Origin of the sequence: Streptomyces thermoalcalitolerans, from assembly GCF_039525155.1 — a bacterium.
Classification (GTDB): Bacteria; Actinomycetota; Actinomycetes; order Streptomycetales; family Streptomycetaceae; genus Streptomyces; species Streptomyces thermovulgaris.
In genome coordinates, this window is the sequence record NZ_BAAAHG010000016.1 from 84,408 (window position 1) to 108,335 (window position 23,928).

23 protein-coding genes are annotated in these 23,928 nt (G+C 71.4%); 14 read left to right on the plus strand and 9 right to left on the minus strand.

What is annotated here, in order from left to right:
• Positions 1-41: 41 nt before the first annotated feature.
• A complete protein-coding gene (locus tag ABD224_RS12555; protein WP_344049555.1) occupies positions 42-458 on the plus strand; it encodes an SCO4983 family protein in 417 nt (138 codons plus the stop codon).
• A gap of 287 nt (positions 459-745) precedes the next feature.
• Here the strand turns inward: ABD224_RS12555 and ABD224_RS12560 are convergent, their stop codons facing one another.
• The gene (locus ABD224_RS12560; protein WP_344049556.1) at positions 746-2,578 is read right to left on the minus strand and encodes a phosphoenolpyruvate carboxykinase (GTP); all 1,833 of its coding nucleotides are present in this window, start codon (positions 2,576-2,578) and stop codon (positions 746-748) included.
• Between the two features lie 297 nt (positions 2,579-2,875).
• Here ABD224_RS12560 and trhA point away from each other — a divergent pair, with 297 nt between their 5' ends.
• The 3 genes from trhA (at position 2,876) to ABD224_RS12575 (ending at position 5,173) form a co-directional block, all read left to right on the plus strand.
• Positions 2,876-3,589, plus strand: a complete 714-nt coding sequence (trhA, locus tag ABD224_RS12565; RefSeq protein ID WP_344049557.1) for a PAQR family membrane homeostasis protein TrhA — start codon at positions 2,876-2,878, stop codon at positions 3,587-3,589.
• 106 nt (positions 3,590-3,695) lie between these two features.
• Positions 3,696-4,397, plus strand: a complete 702-nt coding sequence (locus ABD224_RS12570; RefSeq protein ID WP_344049588.1) for a TetR/AcrR family transcriptional regulator — start codon at positions 3,696-3,698, stop codon at positions 4,395-4,397.
• Between the two features lie 44 nt (positions 4,398-4,441).
• On the plus strand, positions 4,442-5,173 hold the full coding sequence (locus ABD224_RS12575) for a Mut7-C RNAse domain-containing protein (RefSeq protein ID WP_344049558.1): 732 nt from the start codon (positions 4,442-4,444) through the stop codon (positions 5,171-5,173).
• Positions 5,174-5,201: 28 nt separating this feature from the next.
• On the opposite strand, the gene ABD224_RS12580 is transcribed toward ABD224_RS12575, so the two are convergent.
• From ABD224_RS12580 to mca, 3 genes are all read right to left on the minus strand, one after another.
• Positions 5,202-7,235, minus strand: a complete 2,034-nt coding sequence (locus tag ABD224_RS12580) for a thioredoxin domain-containing protein (protein ID WP_344049559.1) — start codon at positions 7,233-7,235, stop codon at positions 5,202-5,204.
• Positions 7,236-7,674: 439 nt separating this feature from the next.
• Positions 7,675-7,920, minus strand: a complete 246-nt coding sequence (locus ABD224_RS12585; RefSeq protein WP_344049560.1) for a hypothetical protein — start codon at positions 7,918-7,920, stop codon at positions 7,675-7,677.
• A gap of 12 nt (positions 7,921-7,932) precedes the next feature.
• A complete protein-coding gene (gene mca, locus ABD224_RS12590) occupies positions 7,933-8,805 on the minus strand; it encodes a mycothiol conjugate amidase Mca (RefSeq protein ID WP_344049561.1) in 873 nt (290 codons plus the stop codon).
• Between the two features lie 213 nt (positions 8,806-9,018).
• On the opposite strand from mca, the gene ABD224_RS12595 reads away from it, so the two are divergent.
• Positions 9,019-9,417 carry a DUF4307 domain-containing protein gene (locus tag ABD224_RS12595; RefSeq protein WP_344049562.1) on the plus strand — a complete coding sequence of 133 codons (399 nt, stop codon included), beginning with the start codon at positions 9,019-9,021 and terminating at the stop codon, positions 9,415-9,417.
• Positions 9,418-9,617: 200 nt separating this feature from the next.
• Positions 9,618-10,115, plus strand: a complete 498-nt coding sequence (gene greA / locus ABD224_RS12600; protein WP_344049563.1) for a transcription elongation factor GreA — start codon at positions 9,618-9,620, stop codon at positions 10,113-10,115.
• A gap of 110 nt (positions 10,116-10,225) precedes the next feature.
• Here the strand turns inward: greA and ABD224_RS12605 are convergent, their stop codons facing one another.
• From ABD224_RS12605 to ilvA, 3 genes are all read right to left on the minus strand, one after another.
• Positions 10,226-11,077: an ABC transporter permease gene (locus ABD224_RS12605; protein WP_344049564.1), complete on the minus strand. Its 852-nt coding sequence runs from the start codon at positions 11,075-11,077 to the stop codon at positions 10,226-10,228.
• Positions 11,074-12,087, minus strand: a complete 1,014-nt coding sequence (locus ABD224_RS12610; RefSeq protein ID WP_344049565.1) for an ATP-binding cassette domain-containing protein — start codon at positions 12,085-12,087, stop codon at positions 11,074-11,076. Before ABD224_RS12610 ends, ABD224_RS12605 begins: the two co-directional genes overlap by 4 nt.
• A 332-nt stretch (positions 12,088-12,419) precedes the next feature.
• Positions 12,420-13,658 (minus strand): threonine ammonia-lyase, encoded by a 1,239-nt coding sequence (gene ilvA, locus ABD224_RS12615; protein ID WP_344049566.1) that lies wholly within the window; start codon positions 13,656-13,658, stop codon positions 12,420-12,422.
• A 144-nt stretch (positions 13,659-13,802) separates the two neighbouring features.
• On the opposite strand from ilvA, the gene ABD224_RS12620 reads away from it, so the two are divergent.
• From ABD224_RS12620 to ABD224_RS12630, 3 genes are all read left to right on the plus strand, one after another.
• Positions 13,803-14,324: a MarR family winged helix-turn-helix transcriptional regulator gene (locus tag ABD224_RS12620; protein ID WP_344049567.1), complete on the plus strand. Its 522-nt coding sequence runs from the start codon at positions 13,803-13,805 to the stop codon at positions 14,322-14,324.
• A gap of 200 nt (positions 14,325-14,524) precedes the next feature.
• Complete coding sequence (locus ABD224_RS12625) at positions 14,525-15,022, plus strand: sigma factor-like helix-turn-helix DNA-binding protein (RefSeq protein WP_344049568.1); 498 nt, start codon at positions 14,525-14,527, stop codon at positions 15,020-15,022.
• A gap of 37 nt (positions 15,023-15,059) precedes the next feature.
• Positions 15,060-15,305 carry a hypothetical protein gene (locus tag ABD224_RS12630; protein WP_344049569.1) on the plus strand — a complete coding sequence of 82 codons (246 nt, stop codon included), beginning with the start codon at positions 15,060-15,062 and terminating at the stop codon, positions 15,303-15,305.
• Positions 15,306-15,399: 94 nt separating this feature from the next.
• Here ABD224_RS12630 and ABD224_RS12635 read toward each other — a convergent pair whose 3' ends face one another.
• Positions 15,400-16,554, minus strand: a complete 1,155-nt coding sequence (locus ABD224_RS12635) for a cystathionine gamma-synthase (protein ID WP_344049570.1) — start codon at positions 16,552-16,554, stop codon at positions 15,400-15,402.
• A gap of 129 nt (positions 16,555-16,683) precedes the next feature.
• On the opposite strand from ABD224_RS12635, the gene ABD224_RS12640 reads away from it, so the two are divergent.
• From ABD224_RS12640 to ABD224_RS12660, 5 genes are all read left to right on the plus strand, one after another.
• Positions 16,684-17,802 (plus strand): hypothetical protein, encoded by a 1,119-nt coding sequence (locus ABD224_RS12640; RefSeq protein ID WP_344049571.1) that lies wholly within the window; start codon positions 16,684-16,686, stop codon positions 17,800-17,802.
• 365 nt (positions 17,803-18,167) lie between these two features.
• On the plus strand, positions 18,168-19,808 hold the full coding sequence (locus ABD224_RS12645; RefSeq protein ID WP_344049572.1) for a M48 family metallopeptidase: 1,641 nt from the start codon (positions 18,168-18,170) through the stop codon (positions 19,806-19,808).
• A 78-nt stretch (positions 19,809-19,886) separates the two neighbouring features.
• On the plus strand, positions 19,887-21,002 hold the full coding sequence (locus ABD224_RS12650; RefSeq protein WP_344049573.1) for a hypothetical protein: 1,116 nt from the start codon (positions 19,887-19,889) through the stop codon (positions 21,000-21,002).
• Between the two features lie 141 nt (positions 21,003-21,143).
• Complete coding sequence (gene msrA / locus ABD224_RS12655; protein WP_344049574.1) at positions 21,144-21,857, plus strand: peptide-methionine (S)-S-oxide reductase MsrA; 714 nt, start codon at positions 21,144-21,146, stop codon at positions 21,855-21,857.
• Between the two features lie 134 nt (positions 21,858-21,991).
• Positions 21,992-22,585, plus strand: a complete 594-nt coding sequence (locus ABD224_RS12660; RefSeq protein ID WP_344049576.1) for a DUF4291 domain-containing protein — start codon at positions 21,992-21,994, stop codon at positions 22,583-22,585.
• A 156-nt stretch (positions 22,586-22,741) separates the two neighbouring features.
• Here the strand turns inward: ABD224_RS12660 and ABD224_RS12665 are convergent, their stop codons facing one another.
• Positions 22,742-23,386, minus strand: a complete 645-nt coding sequence (locus ABD224_RS12665; protein ID WP_344049577.1) for a CBS domain-containing protein — start codon at positions 23,384-23,386, stop codon at positions 22,742-22,744.
• Positions 23,387-23,928 lie beyond the last annotated feature (542 nt).

The following is a 23,928-nucleotide window of genomic DNA, read 5'->3' on the forward strand; positions in this document are numbered from 1 at the left end:
TAAGCTAGGGTGGCTTCTGTCAGAGCACAGGAGGCCATCCCATGTACGAACCGATCCGTTCCGGGCACCCGATGGCCGGTGCCTCCTCCGGCATCCCGCACCGCTCCCGCGAGGAGGAGCTGGACATCCAGCTCGCCGGTCATCTCTCCGCACTGCTCGCCGTCACGGACGAACTGCGCGGCCTGGAACCCTCCCCCGACCTGGACGAGGCGGCCGAGCGGCTCGCCGAGCAGGTGTCCCGGCTTCGCTCCGGCCATGCCCCGGTCCGCACCCCGGCACCGGTGGCCGCCGGCTCCGATCCCGCCGCCCTGCACGAACGGGCCCACGCCCTCGCCGGCCGCGCCCTCGTCGTCGCCGCCTCCCGCGCCGACACGACCGTGGCGATCCTGGCGGCCGAGCGCATGGACGCCCATGCGGCGGCCCGGGCGAAGCAGCGCAAACTGAGCCACGCCGGCTGACCCCATCCAGCCGGCGCGGACTCCCCGATCGGCCCCGGTCCGCGTGCATCCGCAGCGACGCGCGGACCGGGTGCCCTGCCGTGCGCACCGGCGGCGCGGCGCCGCCGGTGACGGAAGAACGTGAAAGAAGCAGCGGACATCACCGCACTACGCCGGAGAGGCCGGGTGCGCACGCCGTTGTGCGCACCCGGCCTCCCGGCAGACGCCGCGGCCGACCGGGCAACAGAGCGGTCAGGGCACGTCGGTCAGCCGGCCGCGGAGATCGGGCGGGGGTGGAAGCGGCCCCGTCAGCCCAGGCGCTCGACGAGCGCGCGGTACTGGTCCCACAGCTCCTTGGGCGTGTGGTCGCCGAAGGTGTTCAGGTGCGCGGGGATCAGGGCGGCCTCCTCGCGCCAGACGTCCCTGTCGACCGTGAGCAGGAACTCGAGGTCCTCGTCGGACAGCTCCAGGCCCTCCGTGTCCAGGGCCTCCTTGGTCGGCAGGATGCCGATGGGGGTCTCCACACCCTCGGCCCTGCCCTCCAGCCGCTCCACGATCCACTTCAGCACACGGCTGTTCTCGCCGAAGCCGGGCCAGACGAACCTGCCCTCGTCGTCCTTGCGGAACCAGTTGACGTAGTAGATCCTCGGCAGCTTGGACTGGTCCCTGCCCTTGGCCACGTCGATCCAGTGGGCCATGTAGTCGCCCATGTTGTAGCCGCAGAACGGCAGCATGGCGAACGGGTCGCGGCGCAGCTCGCCGACCTTGCCCTCGGCGGCGGCCGTCTTCTCGGAGGCGACGTTCGCACCGAGGAACACGCCGTGGTTCCAGTCGAAGGACTCCGTCACCAGCGGCACCGCGCTCGCCCGGCGGCCGCCGAACAGGATCGCCGAGATCGGCACGCCCTTGGGGTCCTCCCACTCCGGCGCGATGATCGGGCACTGCGAGGCGGGCACCGTGAAGCGGGCGTTGGGGTGGGCGGCGGGCGTCTCGGACTCCGGGGTCCAGGAGTTGCCCCTCCAGTCGGTCAGATGGGCCGGGGTCTCCTGCGTCATGCCCTCCCACCACACGTCGCCGTCGTCGGTGAGGGCGACATTGGTGAAGATCGCGTTGCCCCACAGCGTCTTCATCGCGTTGGCGTTGGTGTGCTCACCGGTGCCGGGGGCGACACCGAAGAAGCCGGCCTCGGGGTTGATCGCGTACAGCCGGCCGTCCTCGCCGAACCGCATCCACGCGATGTCGTCGCCGATGGTCTCCACCGTCCAGCCGGGGATCGTCGGCTCCAGCATGGCCAGGTTGGTCTTGCCGCAGGCGCTTGGGAAGGCGGCGGCGACGTACCTGGGCTCGCCCTGCGGGGGCGTGAGCTTGAGGATCAGCATGTGCTCGGCCAGCCAGCCCTCGTCGCGGGCCATGACGGAGGCGATGCGCAGGGCGTAGCACTTCTTGCCGAGCAGGGCGTTGCCGCCGTAGCCGGAGCCGTACGACCAGATCTCGCGGTCCTCGGGGAAGTGCGAGATGTACTTGGTGGAGTTGCAGGGCCAGGGGACGTCCTTCTGGCCCGGCTCGAGCGGGGCGCCGACGCTGTGCACGGCCTTGACGAAGAAGCCGCTGTCGCCGAGCTCGTCCAGCACCGCCTGTCCCATGCGGGTCATGGTGCGCATGGACACCGCGACATAGGCGGAGTCGGTGATCTCGACACCGATCGCCGAGAGCGGCGAGCCCAGCGGCCCCATGCAGAAGGGGACGACGTACATCGTCCGCCCTCTCATCGCCCCGCGGAAGATACCGCCCTTGCCGTCCTTGCCCTGGAAGATCTCCCGCATCTCGGCGGGCGCCATCCAGTTGTTGGTCGGCCCCGCGTCCTCCTCCTTCTCGGAGCAGATGAACGTCCGGTCCTCGACACGGGCCACGTCCGAGGGGTCCGAGGCCGCGTAGTAGGAGTTGGGGCGCTTGATCGGGTCGAGTTTCCGGAAGGTTCCCTTCTGAACGAGCTCTTCGCACAGCCGCTCGTACTCGGCCTCGGACCCGTCACACCAGACCACGCTGTCCGGCTGCGTCAGTTCGGCGATCTCGTTGACCCACGAGATCAGCTCCTTGTGCTGGGTGGGAATGACGGGGGGAGCCGCGTTGTCGCGCGCCACGATCGCTCCTAAGTGAGGGTTTTTTGACCTTGTCGCCCCGTGGGGGCCACGGCCCGGATGCCTCGTAGCGCTCATCCGGTGCCGACCGCACTCATTTGATCATCCGACGAGAGCGCCCATCTGTCCAGAGGGGCGCACAAGTGAGCAGGGTGACGAACCCCACGGTTTCCGTACTCCTTTGCGGATTCTTTGCGTCCGCTTGGGGTTCCGGTGAAAAACTTTTTGCGCTCCCCGCGTCAGCACGGCAACTGTCCGGTACTGACCAGCAACTTACGGTGCCGTAGATACGATGCGCGCATGACAGCGTCCGTCTCCGACACGCCCTTGAACACACCGGCCGCCGACCGCGGCCCGGTCGAGCTCTCCCTCCCGCATCCGGTCAAGCCGAAGCTGCGCGGCTGGCTGCACCTGGGCATGTTCCCGGCCGTGCTCGTCGCGGGGCTGGCCCTCACCGCGCTGGCCGTCTCCCCCCGCGGCCGGATCGCCTGCGGGATCTACGTCCTCACCGCCTGCCTGCTCTTCGGCGTCAGCGCGCTGTACCACCGGGGCACCTGGGGGCCGCGCATGACCGGCATCCTGCGCCGGCTCGACCACGCGAACATCTTCCTGATCATCGCGGGCACCTACACCCCGCTGACCCTGCTGCTCCTGCCCGGCGCCAAGGGCCAGTGGCTGCTGTGGGGCATCTGGGCCGCGGCCGTCGTCGGCATCGTCTTCCGCGTCTTCTGGGTGGGCGCCCCCCGCTGGCTCTACACCCCCTGCTACCTCGCGATGGGCTGGGCGGCCGTCTTCTTCCTGCCCGACTTCCTGCGCGCCGGCGGCATCGCGGTCCTGGTCCTGGTGGTCGTCGGCGGCGTTCTCTACAGCGCGGGCGGCATCGTCTACGGCATCAAGCGGCCGAACCCCTCCCCGCGCTGGTTCGGCTTCCACGAGGTCTTCCACTCCTTCACGCTGGCCGCGTTCGTGGTCCACTACGTGGGGATCTTCCTGGTGGCGTACCAGCACGCATAGCCGTCGCCGCACTCCCGCCGCCCCTCTCCCCCGCCCGCCGTACCGAAGGAGCCCGCGAGGCGCCCCGCCCATGGCCCGCACCGCGGCGGACGAGGACAATGACGCCATGACCGCCGCACGTCCCGTCCCCGCCGACCGTCCCCCGACGGGGCTCAGGGAGCGCAAGAAGCTCAGGACCCGGCAGGCGATCCGTTCGGCGGCGTACGCGCTGATCGAGGAGCAGGGGTACGACGCCACGACGATCGAGCAGATCGCCGACCGTGCCGAGGTGTCGCCGTCGACCGTCTCCCGGTACTTCCCGGCCAAGGAGGACATCGTCCTCACGGACGCGTACGACACGGTCGTGCTGGAGGAGCTGCGGGCCCGGCCCGCGGACGAGCCGTGGACGGACGCGCTGCGGCACGCGATGCGCAGGGCGCTCGCGCTGAGCATGGACGAGGAGCCCGGGGCGACCCGGCTGCGCGCCCGGCTGGCCGTCGACGTGCCCGCGGTCCGCGCCCGGATGACGGAGAAGCTGTCGGACACCGCCCGGCTCGTCCGCCGGGAGGTCGCCGCCCGCACCGGGCTGGACCAGGACGGCCTGGAGGTGCGGGTCTTCGCCGCCTCCCTCGTGAGCGGTCTGATGGAGGCCGCCCTGTACTGGGCCGAGCACGGGCACCGGGACGAGCCGGGCGCCCTCGTGGACCGCGCCCTGGACGTCCTGGACCGCGGACTGCCCACCGCCGGGTCCGAGGAGAGGTCCGGGGAGGGGCCCGAGGAGAGGTCCGGGGAGAGGTCCGGGGAGAGGTCCGAAGAGCACGCGTCCTGAGAAAACCTGAGGTCCCGATCCCGCGCCCGTGCCATCCTGACCGGGTGAACGGTCCCGAGATCCGCGTCGAGTTCGCCCCCGGCCTGCATCTGTTCGTCCCCCACTCCCGGCGCCACGGCGCCACCCCGGTCGTCACCGACGGCGTCTCGACGCTCGGTCACGTCGTGGAGTCCCTGGGCGTGCCGCTCACCGAGGTCGGCGCACTGGTGGTGGACGGCCGCACGGTACCGGCGTCGCACGTCCCCCGGGCGCACGAGACCGTCCAGGTGCGGGCCGTGACACGCCCCCAGCAGGTCCCCGGCGCTCCTTTGCGCTTCCTCCTCGACGTGCATCTGGGCACCCTCGCCCGCCGTCTGCGTCTGCTGGGCGTGGACGCGGCCTATGAGTCGACCGACATCGGCGACCCGGCCCTCGCCGCCCGCTCCGCCGCCGAGAAGCGCGTCATGCTCAGCCGTGACCGGGGCCTGCTGCGCCGCCGCGAACTGTGGGCGGGCGCCTTCGTCTACAGCACCCGCCCCGACGAGCAGCTCCACGACGTCCTCGACCGCTTCCGTCCCGCGCTCGCCCCCTGGACCCGGTGCACCGCCTGCAACGGCCTGCTGGAGGACGCCGCGAAGGAGGAGGTGGCCGACCAGCTGGAGCACGGCACTCGGCGCACCTACGACGTCTTCGCCCGCTGCCGCGACTGCGGCCGCGCCTACTGGAAGGGCGCCCATCACGAGCAGTTGGAGGCGATCGTGGAGCGTGCCCTGGCCGGGTACGCCGACCGGAGGTGACCTCCCGCCGGGGAGGTCCGGGCCCGTCTCAGCCGCTCAGGGCGGCGCGCAGACGGTCCGGGTCGGTGGTGGGGGCGTCGCAGGTGAAGCCGCGGCAGACATAGGCGGCCGGCTCGCCGTCGACGAGGGGCCGCCCGGCGAGCAGGGGGAACTCGTCGCTCCCCGGGGTGCCGCAGGCGACGACGGCACCGGGGGCGGTGCCCAGAAGTGCCGTACGGTGCAGGGTTTTCGCCGCCTCGTCGTCGAGGGACGGCCCCACGACGGCCACCTCGCGCGGTCCGTCGAGCAGGGCCTCGGCGACGGCCAGCCCCCAGCCGATGTAGCGGGGGACGCGCGGGCCGAGCGCCCGGACCACGCCCAACGCCTTCTCGGCGGCGGCGCGATGGACCTCGGAGCCCGTGTGGGCCGCATAGCCGAGCAGGGCGCCGGCGGCCGCCGTCCAGCCGGAGGGGACGGCGTTGTCGGTGGGGTCCTGGGGGCGGCGGATCAACTGCTCGGCGTCGACGGCCGTGTCGTACAGGGCGCCCGTCTCCGGGTCGGTGAACCGGGTGAGCACATGCCCGAGGAGCAGCCCGGCGAACTCCAGCCACACCCCCTCGCCGGTGACGGAGGCCAGGGCGAGGAAGCCCTCGGCCACATCGGCGTAGTCCTCCAGCACCCCGGCGTTGGCCCCGGGCCGGCCGTCCTTGCTGGTGCGGTGGAGCGCGGCGTGCTCGTCCATGTGCACCCGTACCAGGAGGTCGGCGGCGGCGGTCGCGGCGTCCACCAGGTCCGGGCGGTCGAAGTAGGCGCCGGTCTCGGCGAGGGCGGCGATCGCGAGCCCGTTCCAGGCGGCGACCACCTTGTCGTCCCGGCCGGGGGCGGGGCGCTCGGCCCGCTTCTCGAACAGCCGGCGCCTGATCGACTCGATCCGCCCGGCGTCGAACATGCCTTCCTGCTGCGGCAGTTGCAGCACGGAGGAGCCGTGCTCGAAGGTGCCCTCCTCGGTCACGCCGAAGTACCGGGCGGCGAGTTCGGCGTCCTGCTCCCCGAGGGCCTCCCGCAGCTGCCGCGGGGTCCACACGTAGTAGGCGCCCTCGGCATGCCTGCCGGTCCCGTCGTCGCTGTCGGCGTCCAGGGCCGAGGCGAACCCGCCTTCCTCGGTGCGCAGTTCACGCACCATGAAGTCGGCGGTCTCCAGGGCGACGCGGCGGGCGAACTCCGAGCCGGTGGCCCGCCACAGATGGGCGTAGACCCGGCACAGCAGGGCGTTGTCGTACAGCATCTTCTCGAAGTGCGGCACCACCCAGTCCCGGTCCACGGAGTACCGGGCGAAGCCGCCGCCGAGCTGGTCGTAGATGCCGCCGCGGGCCATCCGCTCGCAGGTGTCCTGCGCCATCTGCAGCGCTCCCTCGGAGCCGGTGCGGGCATGGTGCCGCAGCAGGAACTCGATCACCATCGACGGCGGGAACTTCGGCGCCCCGCCGAAGCCGCCGCGCCGGGCGTCGTACTCCCGGGTCAGCGCGAGCAGCGCCTGCGCCATCTCCGGTGCGCCGGGGACCTGTGCGGCGCCGTAGTCGAGCCGCCGGTTCGCCAGGTCCCGCACGATCCTCCCGGCGGCGTCGGCGACCTCCTCCCGCCGGGTCTCCCACGCCTGCCGCACGCCCTCCAGCACCTGCCGGAACGACGGCATCCCGTGCCGGGGCACGGGCGGAAAGTACGTACCGAAGTAGAACGGCTCGGCCTCGGGCGTCAGGAACACGGTCATGGGCCATCCGCCGTGCCCGGTCGCCGCCTGGACGGCCTCCATGTACACCGCGTCGACGTCGGGCCGTTCCTCGCGGTCGACCTTGATGCTGACGAAGTGCTCGTTCATGACGGCGGCCGTGTCCGGGTCCTCGAAGGACTCATGCGCCATGACATGGCACCAGTGACAGCTGCTGTACCCGACGCTCAGCAGCACGGGGACCTCGCGCCGCCGCGCCTCCGCGAAGGCCTCTTCCGACCATGGCCACCAGTCGACCGGGTTGTCGGCGTGCTGAAGCAGGTACGGGGAGGTCTCATGGGCCAGTCGGTTCGGCATGCCTCCATCCTGCCTCACCGGGCCCCACCGGGCACGGAACGTGATCATCGCACGGCGCCCCGTACGCCTTCCGGCAAGGCGCCGGGCACCCGGCCCGGCTGTGCCAACTGACCGGCCCGCTGACCGGCTTGCTGGTCGCCGCCGTCCGCGGCCACCGGGGGCGTGGAGGCCGGTGCGGCGGTGGCCCGGGCCCGGCAGGAGCTGTCCCGGCTTCGCCCGGGACGAGTTGTCCCGGCTCTCCCGGGACGGCCGTCCGCTGCGCGGCGGGAAGCCGGACGGCCGCCTCGGGGCCTGCCGACTGGCGCCGGAGCGGGCGTGAGCCCGGAGGCAGGGCGGCGGGCCCGGTGTCCGGGCATGGTGCCGAGCCGGCGGGCACAGGAGGTGAAGGAGGTGGCGGTGCCGGCCGGGCGGTGAGGGCGGCACCGCCCGCCGCCCGGTGTCAGCTCTGCTGGGCCTTGGGATCGGCCGCGGGGGCGCCGGACGCCGTCTCCGGGTCCGGCTCCTCCTTGAAGTCGACCTTGTTCATATGGCGGTTCATGGACTTCATCAGGCCCCACACGGCCAGGGCCATCACGGCGAAGACGATGAACCCGAGGACGCCGGGGGTGACCTTGTTCGGGTCGACCTCGGCGAGGGGGACGAGGTGCGTCACTGCCGTGTTCGCGCTTGCGCTCATGTCAGGCATTGTCCCTCAGGGCTACCGGATGCCTGCAAAGAGGTCGTCCTCGGGGAGCGAGGTGGCCACGAGGGACTTCGCGAGCTCGTACTCCTCGGTGGGCCAGACCTCCTTCTGGATCTCCATCGGCACCCGGAACCAGCCGCCGTCGGGGTCGATCTGCGTGGCGTGGGCGATCAGCGCCTTGTCGCGGATCTCGAAGAAGTCGGCGCAGGGGATGTGCGTGGTGATCGTGCGGTCCTTGCGGCCGGACTTCTCCCAGCGCTCGAGCCACTCGCCGTAGGGGGACTCCAGACCGCGGTCCAGCATGGCCCTGTGCAGCGCCTCGGTGCGCGGGCGGTTGAAGCCCTGGTTGTAGTACAGCTTCAGCGGCTGGTACGTCGGCCCGTACTCCTCCACCGGGTACTTCTCGGCGTCCGCGGCACCCTCGAAGGCCACCATCGTGATCTTGTGGGTCATGATGTGGTCGGGGTGCGGGTAGCCGCCGTTCTCGTCGTAGGTGGTGATCACCTGGGGGCGGAAGGAGCGGATCCGGCGCACCAGCTCACCGGCCGCCTTGTCGACGTCCTCCAGGGCGAAACAGCCCTCGGGCAGCGGTGGCGGCGGGTCGCCCTCGGGCAGTCCGGAGTCGACGAAGCCGAGCCACTCCTGTTTGACGCCGAGGATCTGCCGGGCCTCCTCCATCTCCTTCCGGCGTACCTCGTGAATGTTCTCCTCGATGTACTTGTCCCCCTGCAGCTTGGGATTGAGGATGGAGCCACGCTCTCCGCCCGTGCAGGTCACCACCAGCACGTCCACCCCCTCGGACACGTACTTGGCCATGGTGGCCGCTCCCTTGCTCGACTCGTCGTCGGGGTGCGCGTGCACGGCCATCAGTCTCAACTGCTCGGTCAAGGCTCAGTCCTCAAGATCAAGTCGGTGCCCGGCGCAAGCGGGCTGTCAACGGTGCCGCCCCACGGGTACGCCGTCGGGTCCGTCGTCCCGGGGTGGCGGTCGGGCAGTCGTGCGTGGGCTTCTATAGTGACCGAATCGAGGGGCGAATAATTCCGGGATGCACCCCCGGGAGCCCCCGCGGGACGCGGGTTCCGCCCGGCCGAGAGGACGATCATGAGTACGGTGAGCACCAGGCCGCCCGAGGGCCGCTACGGCCGCTCCCCGGACGGGCGTGACGACCGCACACTCAAGATCGTGGGCGCCGTTCTGGGCGCGGCCCTGCTGGCCCTGATCGGTTACTTCGCCTACCACTACGTCGGGCAGAACGAGATCAGCGGGCAGATCATCTCCTTCGAGACCTCGAAGGACGCGATGCGGATCCAGCTGGAGGTCCACAAGGACGCCGACACCCGCGGCTACTGCACACTGCGCTCACGGGCCATGGACGGCAGCGAGGTCGGACGGGCGGACTTCCGCTTCGACCAGCGGGCCACACGGATCGACACCGTGGTCACGCTGCGTACGACGGCACGGGGCGCGACGGCCGAGCTGGTGGGCTGCCATGCCGGCTGACGCACCGCCCGGTACGCCGGTCGGCGCACTCGACAGGCCGGAACACCGGGGCGACGACCTGCGTTGATGTAGATCTTGTGGCTTATGTCCTCCCCCTTTGGGGCGGGGGTTGTTAGGCTCGTGGTTTCGCCCATCCAAGAGGGAACATCCTTCTGGGTAGGGCGATGCTTTTGTATACCCAGTACCGACGAGGAGCACCTGTGACCCAGACCAGCGAGAACGTCACCTGGCTGACCCAGGAGGCGTACAACAAGCTCAAGGAAGAGCTTGCCTACCTTACTGGTCCTGCGCGCACGGAGATCGCCGCCAAAATCGCGGCCGCGCGCGAAGAAGGGGACCTGCGTGAGAACGGCGGGTACCACGCGGCCAAGGAGGAGCAGGGCAAGCAGGAGCTCCGCGTACGCCAGCTGACCCAGCTCCTGGAGAACGCGAGGATCGGCTCGCCGCCGGTCGAGGACGGCACCGTCGCTCCGGGCATGGTCATCACGATCGCCTTCGACGGCGACGAGGACGACACGCTGACCTTCCTGCTGGCCTCGCGCGAGTACGCCAGCTCCGAGATCGAGACCTACTCGCCGCAGTCCCCGCTGGGCGCCGGTGTGATGGGTCACAAGGTCGGCGAGACCGCGGAGTACGAGCTGCCCAACGGCAAGACCGCCTCGGTGAAGATCCTCCGTGTCGAGCCGTACAAGGGCTGAGCCCGCACACACCTGCCGTCCCTTCTGGTGAACCCCCGGCGCCTCGTCTGTGCGCCGGGGGTTCCCTCATGTTCCGGCCGGTCCGCCGGCTCTTCTGCCGCCGTCCTCCCTCACGCCGTGGCCGAGCGGTACTTGCGGACCGCGAGCGTACGGAAGACCAGGATGATCACGACCGACCAGATCACCGAGGTCAGGATCGGGTGCTGCATGGGCCAGGCCTCGGGCGTCCGGAAGCCCGGGGGAATGTTGCCGAACAGCTCGCGGCACGCCTGGACGGTGGCGCTGAACGGGTTCCACTCCGCGATGTGCCGCAGAAGGGACGGCATCTGGTTCGCGTCCACGAACGCGTTCGAGATGAACGTCAGCGGGAACAGCCAGATCAGACCGCCCGAGGTCGCCGCTTCGGGAGTGCGCACGGACAGGCCGATGAGCGCGCCGATCCACGAGAACGCGTATCCGAGCAGCAGGAGCAGGCCGAATCCGGCGAGCACCTTGCCGATGTTCTCGTGCGTGCGCCAGCCGACGATCAGGGCGACGAGCGCCAGGACGACGACCGTGAGCGCCGTCTGCACCAGGTCGGCGAGGGTGCGGCCGGTCAGCACCGCGCCACGCGCCATGGGCAGGGAGCGGAAACGGTCGATGAGGCCCTTGTGCATGTCGTCGGCGATGCCCGCCCCCGCGCCCGCCGTGGCGAACGTGACGGTCTGGGCGAAGATGCCGGCCATCAGGAACTCACGGTAGGTCCCGGAGGAGATGGAGGAGCCGACCTGGATCGAGCCGCCGAACACATAGGTGAACAGCACCACGAACATGACCGGCTGGACGAGCCCGAAGATCACCATCTCGGGGATCCGGGTCATGCGGATCAGGTTGCGCTTGGCGACGACCAGCGAGTCCCGGAGGGACTGCATCACGGGGTTGCCGGACGGCTCGATCCGCACGCTGTCGGTGACGGCACTCACTTGACGGTCTCCTTCTCGCGCCGGCGGTCTTGTGCATCGGCGCTCTCCGCGCCGTTCTCCTCGTCCGTGGCCTCGGCCACGTGGCCCGTGAGGGACAGGAATACGTCGTCGAGCGTGGGGCGGCGCAGCCCGATGTCGTCGATCTCGACCCCGCGGGCGTCCAGCTCGCGGATGATCTCGGCCAGCAGCCTGGCCCCACCGGTGACCGGCACGGTCAGCTTGCGGGTGTGCTCCTCGACGGTGGCGTCGCCCCTGCCGAAGCCGCGCAGCACCTCACCGGCGGTGGAGATGGACGCGCGGTCGTGCACGACGACCTCGACGCGCTCGCCGCCGGTGCGGGCCTTGAGCTCGTCGGAGGTGCCGCGGGCGATGACCCGGCCGTGGTCGACGACCGCTATCTCGTGCGCCAGCTGATCGGCCTCCTCCAGGTACTGGGTGGTCAGCAGCAGGGTCGTCCCCCCGGAGACGAGCTCCTTGATGACGTCCCACAGCTGCTGGCGGTTGCGCGGGTCGAGACCGGTCGTCGGCTCGTCCATGAACATCACCGGCGGGGAGACGACGAGCGCCGCCGCCAGGTCGAGCCGGCGGCGCATGCCGCCGGAGTAGGTCTTCGTGGGCCGGTCCGCGGCCTCGGTGAGGTTGAACTGCTCCAGCAGCTCGGCGGCCCGCTCCTTCGCCGCGCGGGATCTCATCTGGTAGAGCCGGCCGACCATCTCGAGGTTCTCCCGGCCGGTCAGATACTCGTCGACCGCGGCGAACTGACCGGACAGGCCGATGGAACGCCGCACTTCATTGGGCTGCTTGAGCACGTCGAGGCCGGCGACGACGGCCTTGCCGCTGTCGGGCCGCAGCAGGGTCGTCAGACAGCGGACGGTGGTGGTCTTGCCCGCGCCGTTCGGCCCGAGCAGTCCGAGCACCGTGCCCTCGGGGACATCGAGGTCGACGCCGTCCAGAGCCCTTACGTCACCGAAGGTCTTCACCAGACCTTCGGCATAGATGGCGCCTGGCATATGAAAACTCCACGTGAATAGGGGATTGCCGGAAAAGCCTAGAGAGACGGGTTGCGTTCCGCCGGGAATTTCTCCTGCGCAGCGTCCGCGCACATCCACAAGGCGCGAGACACACCATAACGCGATGTATCGCGTTCTTCCAAGGGGTTTTCCCGAGTGCGTGGCAGGGAAGGGCACACAAGGCCGGTGACCTGGGCGTTCGCCGCCCGCGGACCGGTCGGCCCGGTGGTGCGGCCGGCAGGATCGGTCGACGGGTTCGGCCGGGGGCCGGCCGAAGGGGCCGGCTGAAGGGTTCAGCCGACGGTTTCAGTCGACGGCTTCAGCCGGCGGCTTCAGTCGATGATCGTGTAGCCAGCGTCACGCAGGGCCTGGCCGACCTCGGCGCAGTGTGCCGGGCCCTTCGTCTCCAGATGCAGCTCCACCTCCGCCTCCGTGAGCCCGAGCCGCGGATCGGTTCGTACATGACTCACGTCGAGGACGTTAGCGTCAGCCACTGACAACACCCCCAAAAGCGTGGCAAGCGCGCCCGGCCGGTCCATCAGCCGCAGACGAACGGCCAGGTAGCGGCCCTGCGCGGCCATGCCGTGCCGCAGCACCCGCTGCAGCAGCACCGGATCGACATTGCCGCCGGACAGCACCGCCACCACCGGGCCCTCGAGGTCGCCGAGGCCGTCCGCGCCGCCCAGCAGCGCGGCGACCGGACTCGCACCGGCCGGCTCCACGACCAGCTTGGCCCGCTCCAGGCACAGCAGCAGCGCGGCGGACAACGCGTCCTCGGTGACCGTGCGCACCTCGTCCACCAGCTCCTCGACGATCGCGAACGGCACGTCGCCCGGTCTTCCGACCCTGATGCCGTCGGCCATCGTCGACGGGTTCTCGACCGCCACCGGCCGCCCCGCCGCCAGCGACGGCGGATACGCCGCCGAGCCCTCCGCCTGCACACCGATGATCCGCACCTCGGGCCGGAGCGTCTTCACCGCCACCGCGACACCGGCCGCGAGCCCGCCGCCGCCGATGCCGACGACGATCGTGCGCACCTTCGGGCACTGCTCCAGGATCTCCAGGCCGACCGTGCCCTGACCCGCGATGATGTCAGGGTGGTCGAACGGGTGGATGAACACCGCCCCGGTCCGGGCCGCGTACTCCTGCGCGGCGGCCAGGGTCTCGTCGACCACCTGGCCGTGCAGGCGGACCTCGGCGCCGTAGTCCCGGGTGGCGCTGACCTTCGGCAGCGGGGCGCCCTTCGGCATGAACACCGTGGCGTGCACCCCGAGCAGCGACGACGCCAGCGCCACCCCCTGCGCGTGGTTGCCGGCGCTCGCGGCCACCACTCCCGCGGCACGCTCCTCGGGCAGCAGTCCGGCGATCCGGACATAGGCGCCGCGCAGCTTGAACGACCCCGTCCGCTGCAGGTTCTCGCACTTGAGGTACACCGGCACGCCCACCAGCTGGGACAGGTGCCTGCTGCTCTCCATCGCGGTCACCCGCGCCACCCCCGAGAGCATCTTCTGCGCACCGCGCACGTCGTCGAGGGTGACGGCCCGCAGCGGACCGGCCGTGCTGTAGCTCATGCCCCAAGTCTCGCAGTGCGCGGACCCCGGACACGGTTGCGCCCCTCCCGCGGAACCGGTTTGCCCGGCACCGGTACGCCCCGCCCCGCAGCCGCGTACTCTGTCCCCCAACCCAAGCAGCCCTTGAGAAGTGAGCCCTCCGCCATGCCCGCTACACCTGACAAGCCGACGGACCCGACGGCCGTCGGTGACACCGGTCTCCTCGACGCCCTCCAGCACGAGGTGGCGGTCTTCGCCCGCCGCGCCGAACAGACCAGGCTCGGCGGGGTCGGACAGGTGCGCAACTCCATGGACCGCGCCGCCTACCTGCTGCTCAACCGCCTGGACAAAGAGGGTCCGATGGGCGTCAAGGCGCTCGCCGCGAGCATGGGCATCGACTCCTCCACCGTCACCCGCCAGGTGGCACCGCTCGTCGACACCGGGCTCGTCAAACGCACCTCCCATCCCGAGGACGGGCGGGCCGTGGTGCTGCAGCTCTCCCCGCGCGGACTGGCACGGCTGGAGGAGGTCCGCGCCTCCCGGCGGCAGCTGATGGCCGAGCTGACCCAGGACTGGAAGCCGGAGGAGCGCGAGGCCTTCTGCTCGCTGCTGACCCGCTTCAACCGCGCCCTCTCCGCCCGTCACGCCCACTGCACGGCCCAGCAGGACTCGCCGTCGGCGTCCTGAGCCACCTGTGCCGCTCCGGGTCCGCCGCCGGCGCGCCGCAGCGGGCGCCGTGCTCCGCGCACGGCTCTTGACCGACGGGATGCCGCTGTCCTCATATGAGACCGGGAGTGTCCTCGTATGAGACCGGGACATGAGACCGGGCCCCGCACGCCGCACGAGCACGGGTCCCGCTGTCACGGTCGCCCCTGGCAGGAGGCGCGGTGCGAGAACGGCAGGCGTCCCCGGGCGGCCGCCGGGCCCGGGAGTTCGAGGCGTTCGTCGCGGGCGCGGCCGGCCGGCTGCTGCACATCGCCACGCTGCTCACCGCGGAGGCCCCGGACGACAACCCGCGCGCGCGGCGCCTGCTGACCCTCGCCCTGGCGCACACGTACGCGTCCTGGGACCGGCTGCGCGGCGAGGACCCGTATGCCCACACCCGTGAGCGTCTGGCCGGCCGTTTCGCCCACGAGGCGTGGTACCGGCGCGGGGGCCGTGCCCGCCGGCAGCTCTCCGGCGCGCTGGCCGCCCTCACCCCGCAGGAACGGTTGATCGCCGTCCTCAGGCTGTACGAGGGGATGGCCGAGGACCAGACGGCGGCCCTGCTGGGGCTGCCCGCGGACCGCGTCCGCATCCTCTGCGACCGCGCGGTCGTCGCACTCGCCCGCCCGGCGTACCGTCCGGCACCGGCGGTACGCGGCCCCGAGGTGGCGCCGTCGTGAGCGCCGTGCGCGCACACCCCGACGCGAGGAGGCGGCGGTGAACCGGACCGAGCGCGAGGCCGCCGTGCGGCGGCTTCTGGAGCAGCCGTCGCCGCAGGTGCCGGTGGAGCTGTACGACGACGCGGTGCGCCGCGGGGAGCGCATGCTGCGCCGCCGGACGGCCGCCCGCCGGGCGATGTGGCTGGTGCTGTTCGCGGCCACCGTGGCCCTCACCGTGTGGGCGCTGACGGCCCGGCCGTGGGCGGAGCCGCCGCCCATGACTCCTCCCGTGGCCGACTGGTGACCTCCGGCCGACTGGTGACCTCCGGCCGGACGGTGATTCCCGGCCTGCCGGTGGTTCCCCGATCGGCCGGTGCTCCCCGGCCTGCCGGTGCGTGCTAGCCGAGCGCCTGCCGCAGGTCCTCGAGCAGATCGTCGACGTTCTCGATGCCCACGGACAGCCGGACCAGGTCCCCGGGGACCTCCAGGGCGGAGCCCGCCGCGGAGGCGTGCGTCATCCGCCCGGGGTGCTCGATCAGGGACTCGACCCCGCCGAGGGATTCGCCGAGCGTGAACACCTTGGCGCGGTTGCAGACCTCGACGGCCGCCTCCTCGCCGCCCCGCACCCGGAAGGAGACCATGCCGCCGAACGTCCTCATCTGCTTGACGGCCACCTCGTGACCGGGGTGCTCCGGCAGTCCCGGGTACAGCACCTGCGTCACACGCGGGTGCCGGGACAGCATCTCGGCGACCTTGGCGGCGTTCTCGCTGTGCCGGTCCATGCGCACCGCGAGCGTCTTGGTGCCGCGCAGCACCAGCCAGGAGTCGAACGGACCCGCGACGGCGCCCATGGCGTTCTGGTGGTACGCCAGCTCGTCGCCCAGGGCCGGGTCGCTGACGACCAGCGCACCGCCGACGACGTCCGAGTGGCCGCCCATGTACTTGGTCAGCGAGTGCACCACCACGTCCGCGCCGAGCGCGAGCGGCTGCTGCAGGTACGGCGTGGCGAAGGTGTTGTCGACGACGAGCTTGGCGCCCGCGTCGTGAGCGACCTGGGCGACGACGGCGATGTCGGTGATGCCGAGCAGCGGGTTGGAGGGCGTCTCCACCCACACGGCCTTGGTCTTCGGGGTGATGGCGGCCCGTACGGCGGCCGGGTCGCCGGTGTCCGCGACCGACCACTCCACGCCCCAGCGGGAGGCGACCTTGTCGAAGAGGCGGAACGTGCCGCCGTAGGCGTCGTTGGGGATGACGACGTGGTCGCCGGGGCGGAGCAGCGTACGCAGCAGGCAGTCCTCGGCAGCCAGACCGGACGCGAACGCGAGACCGCGGCGGCCGCCCTCCAGGGCGGCGAGGTTCTCCTCCAGGGCGGTCCTGGTCGGGTTGGCGCTGCGGCTGTACTCGTAGCCGCCGCGCAGGCCGCCCACGCCGTCCTGCTTGTAGGTCGACACCTGGTAGATGGGCGGGACGACCGCCCCGGTGAGGGGGTCGGCGGTGTTGCCCGCATGGATCGCGAGCGTCTCGAAGTGCTGACTGATGTGCCTGTCGCTCATGGGCCCGAGGGTAGTGGGCGTGCGGAAGTGATGGCGGACGACAGGGCCCGGCCCCGCTCGTGGCCGGGTTTTCCACAGGCCGGCGGGACAGGTTGGCCAAGTGTCGGCACGGTCTGGTTCGCTGGAGACATGGAGATTCTCTGGGTCCTGATGGCACTGGTCATGCTGGGCTTCGTCCTGCTTCCGTACATGCGGCGCAAGCGCGGCGTCATCGAGCAGGTGCCCCCGGGGCACCCGGACGCCGCGGACCCGGCGAACTACGGGTTCGTACGGCAGGAGCAGCTGGACGTCCGCCTGCCCGGCCCCGACCAGGACCTGCTGGACGTCCTGGATCTGGTGCAGCGGACCCAGGACTACCGCGCGGCCTCCCAGCTCCTCGCGGGCACGGAGAAGGAGGGCGAGCTGCGCTGGCAGCGGGTGCAGGCCTTCGCCGGTGCCGCCGCGCTGGAACTGCGGCAGCGGCCGGGCGGGGTCGGCGAGACGCCGGGCGGGCAGTGGCTGCGGGTGTGGCGCACCGAGGCGCCCAAGGACCCGGGCGGCGCGGCGGTGCACGCGGCGTTCCTGGTGCAGCAGGCATGGCGTACGGCGACGCCGGGCACGGACGAGTTCCGGATCATCATGGAGGAGGCCAAGGAGGCGTGCGGCCAGGCCGCGCTGCTCGCCCCGGGCGACCCGGTCCCCCACATCGTCGAGCTGGCCGTGGCCCGCGGCCTGGCGTACCCGCGGCCGGAGTTCGAGAAGCTCTGGCTGAAGATCCTCGACCGTGCGCCGCACCACATGGGGGCACATCTGGAGGCCCTGCACTACTGGTGCGAGAAGTGGCACGGCTCGCGCGAGCTGGCGATGTCGTTCGCCGAGGCCGCGGCCGCCCGCGCGCCCCAGGGTTCCCTGCTGGCGGGCCTTCCGCTCTTCGCCGTCTTCGAGCACATGCCCGAGGTGAACCTGGTCCAGGGCTTCTACCGGAGCGAGGTCGTGACCAAGGCGATCCACGGCGCGCTCCACGCGGTGCAGTCGGCCCGCTCCGACGACCCGGTGCAGGCCCATGTCCGCCATCTGCTGCTCTTCTTCCTCGTCCGCTGCGAACGCTGGGCGGAGGCCATGAGTCAGCTGGTGCACATCGACGGCCACGTGGGCGCCCTGCCGTGGACGCTGTCCGACGACCCGGCGGCGGAGTTCGCCCTCTACCGGGCCCTGGCGGTGGCGGGCTACGAGGCGAACGGCGGCAGTCCGGCGACGCTGCTCCACTGAGACACCTCTTCTGAGACACCTCTTCGTCCCCGGTCTCGCCCCCGGCCGGACCGGGACTCCTCCGGTGCCCCCGGTCCGGAGCCGGACCGGAGCCGGACCGGGGTTAAACCGGGGTCGGACCAAGGCTCTCTCCGGCGAGCCAGGACCGGGGTCGGGTCAGGGCCGGACGGGGTCCCTCCGGGCGCTCGGACCGGGCCGGAGCGAAGCCCGAGCAGGATTGGAATTGCCCCTCTGACCTGCGGTGGGGCATACTCCGCCTACTCCGCTTGCTGCGTTTCCCCCCACACGCACCACCGCGCGGTCACCTCCCGGCGGCCGTCGCTGCGTCATGTCCGCTTTCACAGATTCTGTGGGGGGTCCGCCCGATGGGCGCAACTCTGCGCGCGCTGCGCACCGTCGCACTGCTGCTCGGGTTCTACGCGCTGAACCTCGTCCTGCTCGCGGCGCTGGCCGCCCTCGACGCGGCGGCCCTGCGCTGGGCTCCCGGCGCGCTCGCCGGCAAGATCGTGATCGTCTCGGTCCTGCTGGCCCTTCCGGTCATACGTGGCATGTTCATGCTGCGCACACCGAAGGACGAGGACGTGGCGGGCCTGGAGGTCACCGAAGCCGACGAACCCCGGCTGTGGGCGTTGGTACGGGAACTCGCGGAGGCCGCCGGCACCCGCGCCCCCGACCGGATCATCCTCACCGGCGAGGTCAACGCGGCCGTCGCCGAACGGCCACGGCTCCTCGGCCTGCTCCCCGGCCCACGCCGCCTCTACCTCGGCGTACCGCTCATGACCGGGCTGAGCGAGGCCCAGTTGCGCGCCGTGCTCGCCCATGAGTACGGCCACTTCACCGGCGGCGACACCCGGCTGGCCGCCGTCGTCGTCCGGGGCCGGACGCAGATCGAGCGGATCATCGAGCAGTTCCGCGCCAAGGCCGACCACAAGGTCGCCAAGGAGCGCGCCCGCCAGGAGAAGGCCGCCGCCAAGGCCGTGGCCAAGGGCAAGAAGGCCAAGGAGATCGACACGACCGGGGCCGGGCTGACGTACCGGACGATGGCCCGGATCTACACGCTGTACGGCACCTTCTACCTGCGGGCCTCACTGACGACGGCCCGCGACCAGGAGTACGCGGCGGACCTGGCCGCCGCCCGGATCGCCGGCCGCGACGCGACCGCGTCGGCGCTGCGCGAGATCCCGGCCCTCGCCACCGCGCACGCGTTCTACCTCGACTGCTACGCCCTGCTCGGCGTACGCGCGCGGCTGCTGCCGCCACGCGGGGAGTTCTTCGGCGGCTTCGGCCGGATGCTGAGCGCCCGCACGCTGGAACTCGTGGAGCTGCGCACCCAGCTGCCGGACGAGCCCGCCTCCCCGTACGACTCGCACCCGCCGATCGCCGCACGCGTCCGCCGGATCGAGGCCCTGCCCGCCGACGGCCGCGCCGAGGAGGGCAAGGGCGTCGCGCTCGACCTGCTCACCTCCCCGGAGCGGACCCTGGCGGCCCTGGAGGACGCGGTCCTGACGGAGGAGGCCCGCACGTTCCGCCGCGCCGCCGACTGGAACGAGCTGCTGAACGTCTCGATGACCGAGGCCCTCGCCTCCCTCGACACCCCGCTGCACCGGGTGCTGGCCGTCTACACCAAGGGCCGGCCGACCCTGTCCGGGCTGCTGGCGGTGATCGACGACGGGCAGCTGTGGCGGCTGGCGCAGCGCCTGCCGCTGTCCGACGAGGCGGCGGCCGCGACGGGACGCGCCTTCCGCGAGTTCGTCCGTCCCGTGCTGCGTGATGCGCTGCGGAGCATGGTGCTGGCCGAGTTCAGTGCGCACTCGCTGGTGACCTGGGAGTTCTCCTGGGAACGGGCGGCGACCGCCCACCTTCCCGGATCCCTCGCCGACGGCGACGAGAACGACGGGAACACCGAGGCCGGTGCCGTCCTCGCCGCGGCCGTGGAGGCCGCGCTCGCCGACCGCCCGGACACCGGACCGCTGCGCGCACTGCTGCCCCCGACACCGACCGCCTGACACTCCCCTGTGCGCCCTCCCCGCCCCCCTTCCTCGACCCCTCTCTCCTCAACGACCGAGAAACGGAGCCCACGCCCGATGACCGTCCTGCTGTGGATCCTGGGCATTCTGGCCGTCCCCACCGTGCTCTTCGCCCTGTGGATGGCCTGGGTCTTCGTGAAGGAGTACCGGAAGGAGCTGAAACAGGCGTCCCGGTCACCGGGCACCGAGAGCACCTCGGAGGTCGCCGAGCGGTTCGGTCTGCTGCCCCCGGAGCGGCAGAACACCGACTACGCGGCCCCGCCGCCCGCCGACTGGGCGGCCGCGCTGAACGCCGTGCGCGGCGGGGACTGGCGGCCGGCCGCGGAGGTGCTGCGCACCATCGGCCGTGACTGGGAGCGCCGCTCCGCCGCCGTGTCCCTGTTCGCCGAGCAGGCGGCCGAGGAGGACGACTGGCTGCTCGCGTGGGAGGCCGAGCACCCCGACGACCCGGACGCCGCCGTGGTCCGGGCCCGCAGCACCGTGTCCCTCGCCTGGGAGATACGCGGCAGCAAGCGGGCCCGGTACACGACCCGGGAGCAGTTCGAGGGCTTCCACCGGACGCTGGTGCGCTCCCGCGAGGAGATAGCGCGGGCCGCCGCCCTGAACCCCGACGACCCCACGCCGTACATCACGGAGATCTGGGTGGCGCTCGGCCTCGGCTACCCGCACTCCGAGATGGACAAGCTCTGGGCGGAGATCACCGCCCGTGCCCCGTACCACTACGAGGCCCACTTCTCGGCGTTGCAGTACTGGTGCGCGAAGTGGCGCGGCTCGGAGCAACTGGCCACCGAGTTCGCCGAGCGCGCCGCGGCCGGCGCACCGCTGGGCAGCCTGCTCACGGCACTGCCGCTCATCGCCCACTACGAGCACGACGAGTCGGAGGACAGCGCCGTCGACCGCACGCCCGAGATGGTGGCCCGGGTCGACGCCGCCCTCGCCGACGCGGCGGCGGCCGATCCGTCCCACCCGCGGCTGCCCGAGCTGCGGCACCTGCTGGCGTACTACCTGTCGCTGCAGGACCGGGACGAGGCGGCACTGGAGCAGTTCAAGCTGGTCGACGGGTATGTGAACGCGCTGCCGTGGCGTTACCGGAACGACATGGCCGAGTACTACTGCACCATCCGCGACGCCTCGGCCGCGGCGGTGGCCGCAGCCGCCGGGCCGACCGTCTGAATCCGGAAACCGTCCGAATCCGGAATGCGAGCGGCGCCGGAATCGTTCTCCTTCCATGCCGTCGCCCGTGCACTGCGAGCGGCGGAACCGACGGGCTCGTTGTGACGGGCGGGCCCGCCTCAGACCGACAGGGAGACCCTCATGCTCTTCGGCCGAACGCCGCAGATGCCCACCCCCGAGCAGGCGCTCAAGGGCCGACCCACACCTGTGTTCGAGGTCCCCGACCGCCACACGGTCCTCGGCAACCCGCTCCTTGGCCCCTACCCCGAGGGCCTGGAGGTCGCCGACTTCGGCATGGGCTGCTTCTGGGGCGCCGAGCGCAGGTTCTGGCAGCTCCCGGCAGGGGTGTGGACCACTCTGGTCGGCTACCAGGGCGGCTACACCGAGAACCCCACGTATGAGGAGGTCTGCTCGGGCCTGACCGGTCACGCGGAAGTGGTCCGCGTGGTCTACGACCCGAAGGTCATCTCGTACAACCGGCTTCTGAAGACCTTCTGGGAGTCCCACAACCCCACCCAGGGGTACCGTCAGGGCAACGACGTGGGCACCCAGTACCGCTCTGCCGTCTACACCCACTCCCCTGCCCAGGCAGCCGCGGCGGAGGCCTCCCGCGAGGCCTACCAGAAGGTCCTCACCGCAGCCGGCCACGGCACGATCACCACGGAGATCCTCCCGGCCGACGGCCGCCCCTTCTACCCGGCGGAGGCCTACCACCAGCAGTACCTCGACAAGAACCCGGCGGGTTACTGCGGCCTGGGCGGCACCGGGGTCGAGCTGGAGACCCCGTTCGAGACGAACTGGGGAGCCTCGTGCCCGACGGGGGTCGCTCCCGCGCCCGAAGTCGCGGAGAAGTAACCGGCCGAACCTGAGCCCGGCTCCACCAGCCGTGGTGTCGCCGGGCGCGGTGCCACGGCCGAGCCGCCCTGCGGGAGCAGCCGCGTCCGAAAATCAATGGCCTCCGGGGAACCGTCGGCCCCACCCTGTGCTCCATGGAAGAACCGCAGCGCAGGATCCGCGCGCTCCACACGGCATCCACGATCACCGTCTACCAGGCGTACTCCCCTGAGATCGGCATACCCGCGGTTCGCCAGGGACGCTTCCCCACCACGTGGAAGCGGGACCGCATGACGTGGATCAAGCCGTCGTTCCTGTGGATGATGTACCGCTGCGGCTGGGGCACGAAGGCGGGGCAGGAGACCGTTCTCGCCGTCGAGATCACTCGCGACGGCTTCGAATGGGCGCTGCGCAACGCATGCCTGTCGAGTTACGTACCCGGGCTGCACTCCGACCGCAGCGCCTGGAAACGCGAGCTGAAACGTGCGCCGGCCCGCGTCCAGTGGGACCCCGAGCGCGATCTGCACCTGCGGCCCCTGCCCTACCGTTCACTGCAACTCGGACTCTCCGGTGAGGCCGTACGGCGCTACGCGGACGAGTGGACGGTCTCCATCAGCGACGTGACTCCGCTCGCTCACGAGATCCACGCACGCGTCAGCAGCGGCGACCTGGACTCCGCCGCCCGACTGCTGCCCCGGGAACGGCCCTACCCCGCCGCCGACGACCTCATGGCGCATCTGCTCCCGTGACCGGGACACCCGCCGAGCGGCCGGCTGCCGCCCAGGGGACGCAGGACACCGAACCCCGTCCGTCGGCGCGGGGGTCGAGCCGAACACCCCACCCGAAACGAACCGGGGAACCTTGTGCCCGACGGGCATTGCTCCGACGCACGAGGCCACCGGAGACTAGTCCACCCGAACCGTCTCGAAACGGGCGTCCACGGCGACGACACCGTCGACGCCCTGGCACAGGCCCACGACCACCGGGACAAGACGCGGTTCCGGGACATCGCCTCGCAGGGTGACGGCGCCCTCCCGGACCTCGACCTCGACGGTGCCCTTCTCCAGGCCGAGGATGCGCCCCAGCACCTCCCGCTCGACCTCGTCGCGGATCTCGTCGTCGGAGCGGATGAAGATGCTCAGCAGATCACTGCGGCTGACGATGCCGATCAGGAGCCCGTGATCGTCGACGACCGGCAGTTGCTTGACGCGCCTCTCGCGGAGTTCCCGCGCGGCCCGGGGGATCGTCCAGTCGGCACGGGCGGTGAAGACAGGGCTGCTCATGAGCGCGCTCGCGGTCCGGGCCCGGGCCTTGCCCCAGGCACGCTCGTCGTCCCCGTCCTGCCCCTGCGGATCGGGCATGCCGGTCTCGTGCCGCAGCACGTCGGACGCGGACACGACACCGATGGGGGTGCCCTCGTCGTCGACGACCGGGGCCGCGGCGATGTCGTTCGCGTCCATCAGGGAGACGACCTCGTGGAACGGCGCGTCGGGGCGGAGGGTGACGACTTCTTCGGTCATCACGTCACCGACCGTGCGGCGGTGCAGCATGGCTTCGGCCTCCTCCGCTTCGCGACGGCGTGACGCTGCGCTGCGGCCTTCGCGACCGCTCGTCCATGCCCTTTCCTTGCCCCTTTTCTTCCTCTCCCTTCCTCTCCATGACATCACCGCACCGCTCCGGCGACCAGTGACGTTCGGCCTGACGCGAAGGACCGGCGGCCCCATGGCGGCGTCCGCTCCCGTCCGAAGTCGCTGCGCCGGCCTCGCGGTATCGTGCCGCCGTCACGGTAGGGCGTGGAGCACACCACGGGCGAAGGCATCGGCCACCAGCAGCTCAAGGCTGGCAACGTCCTGCTGGTCAGCTGCCCGCCGGCACGTGCACGAGTCGTCCATGTGGATCCGTTCGAAGTCTCGGCCGAATGGCCATGGGCACAGATCGATCCGGAATCCGAGTTCCGGGCGACACCATCGACCTCGAATCCGCGGCTCCCCTCACGATCGAGCCGGTATCGCGCGGCTGACGGAACCATGGCCCCAGGCGGCCGGGAGCGGTCTCCAGGGTTCGCCGTCCGGTGTTTCGGCGGGAGACAATG

Excerpts from the sequence above, each read along its gene's own strand:
- ilvA (WP_344049566.1), bottom strand. The coding sequence starts at position 13,658 with ATGAGCTACAGCACGGCCGGTCCGCTGCGGGCCGTCACCCTCGACGAC.
- trhA (WP_344049557.1), top strand. The coding sequence starts at position 2,876 with ATGACAGCGTCCGTCTCCGACACGCCCTTGAACACACCGGCCGCCGAC.
- ABD224_RS12665 (WP_344049577.1), bottom strand. The coding sequence starts at position 23,386 with ATGCTGCACCGCCGCACGGTCGGTGACGTGATGACCGAAGAAGTCGTC.
- ABD224_RS12640 (WP_344049571.1), top strand. The coding sequence starts at position 16,684 with ATGGAGATTCTCTGGGTCCTGATGGCACTGGTCATGCTGGGCTTCGTC.
- ABD224_RS12635 (WP_344049570.1), bottom strand. The coding sequence starts at position 16,554 with ATGAGCGACAGGCACATCAGTCAGCACTTCGAGACGCTCGCGATCCAT.
- ABD224_RS12645 (WP_344049572.1), top strand. The coding sequence starts at position 18,168 with ATGGGCGCAACTCTGCGCGCGCTGCGCACCGTCGCACTGCTGCTCGGG.
- ABD224_RS12585 (WP_344049560.1), bottom strand. The coding sequence starts at position 7,920 with ATGCCTGACATGAGCGCAAGCGCGAACACGGCAGTGACGCACCTCGTC.
- msrA (WP_344049574.1), top strand. The coding sequence starts at position 21,144 with ATGCTCTTCGGCCGAACGCCGCAGATGCCCACCCCCGAGCAGGCGCTC.
- ABD224_RS12610 (WP_344049565.1), bottom strand. The coding sequence starts at position 12,087 with ATGCCAGGCGCCATCTATGCCGAAGGTCTGGTGAAGACCTTCGGTGAC.
- ABD224_RS12620 (WP_344049567.1), top strand. The coding sequence starts at position 13,803 with ATGCCCGCTACACCTGACAAGCCGACGGACCCGACGGCCGTCGGTGAC.
- ABD224_RS12650 (WP_344049573.1), top strand. The coding sequence starts at position 19,887 with ATGACCGTCCTGCTGTGGATCCTGGGCATTCTGGCCGTCCCCACCGTG.
- ABD224_RS12660 (WP_344049576.1), top strand. The coding sequence starts at position 21,992 with ATGGAAGAACCGCAGCGCAGGATCCGCGCGCTCCACACGGCATCCACG.
- ABD224_RS12570 (WP_344049588.1), top strand. The coding sequence starts at position 3,696 with ATGACCGCCGCACGTCCCGTCCCCGCCGACCGTCCCCCGACGGGGCTC.
- ABD224_RS12555 (WP_344049555.1), top strand. The coding sequence starts at position 42 with ATGTACGAACCGATCCGTTCCGGGCACCCGATGGCCGGTGCCTCCTCC.
- ABD224_RS12580 (WP_344049559.1), bottom strand. The coding sequence starts at position 7,235 with ATGCCGAACCGACTGGCCCATGAGACCTCCCCGTACCTGCTTCAGCAC.
- ABD224_RS12595 (WP_344049562.1), top strand. The coding sequence starts at position 9,019 with ATGAGTACGGTGAGCACCAGGCCGCCCGAGGGCCGCTACGGCCGCTCC.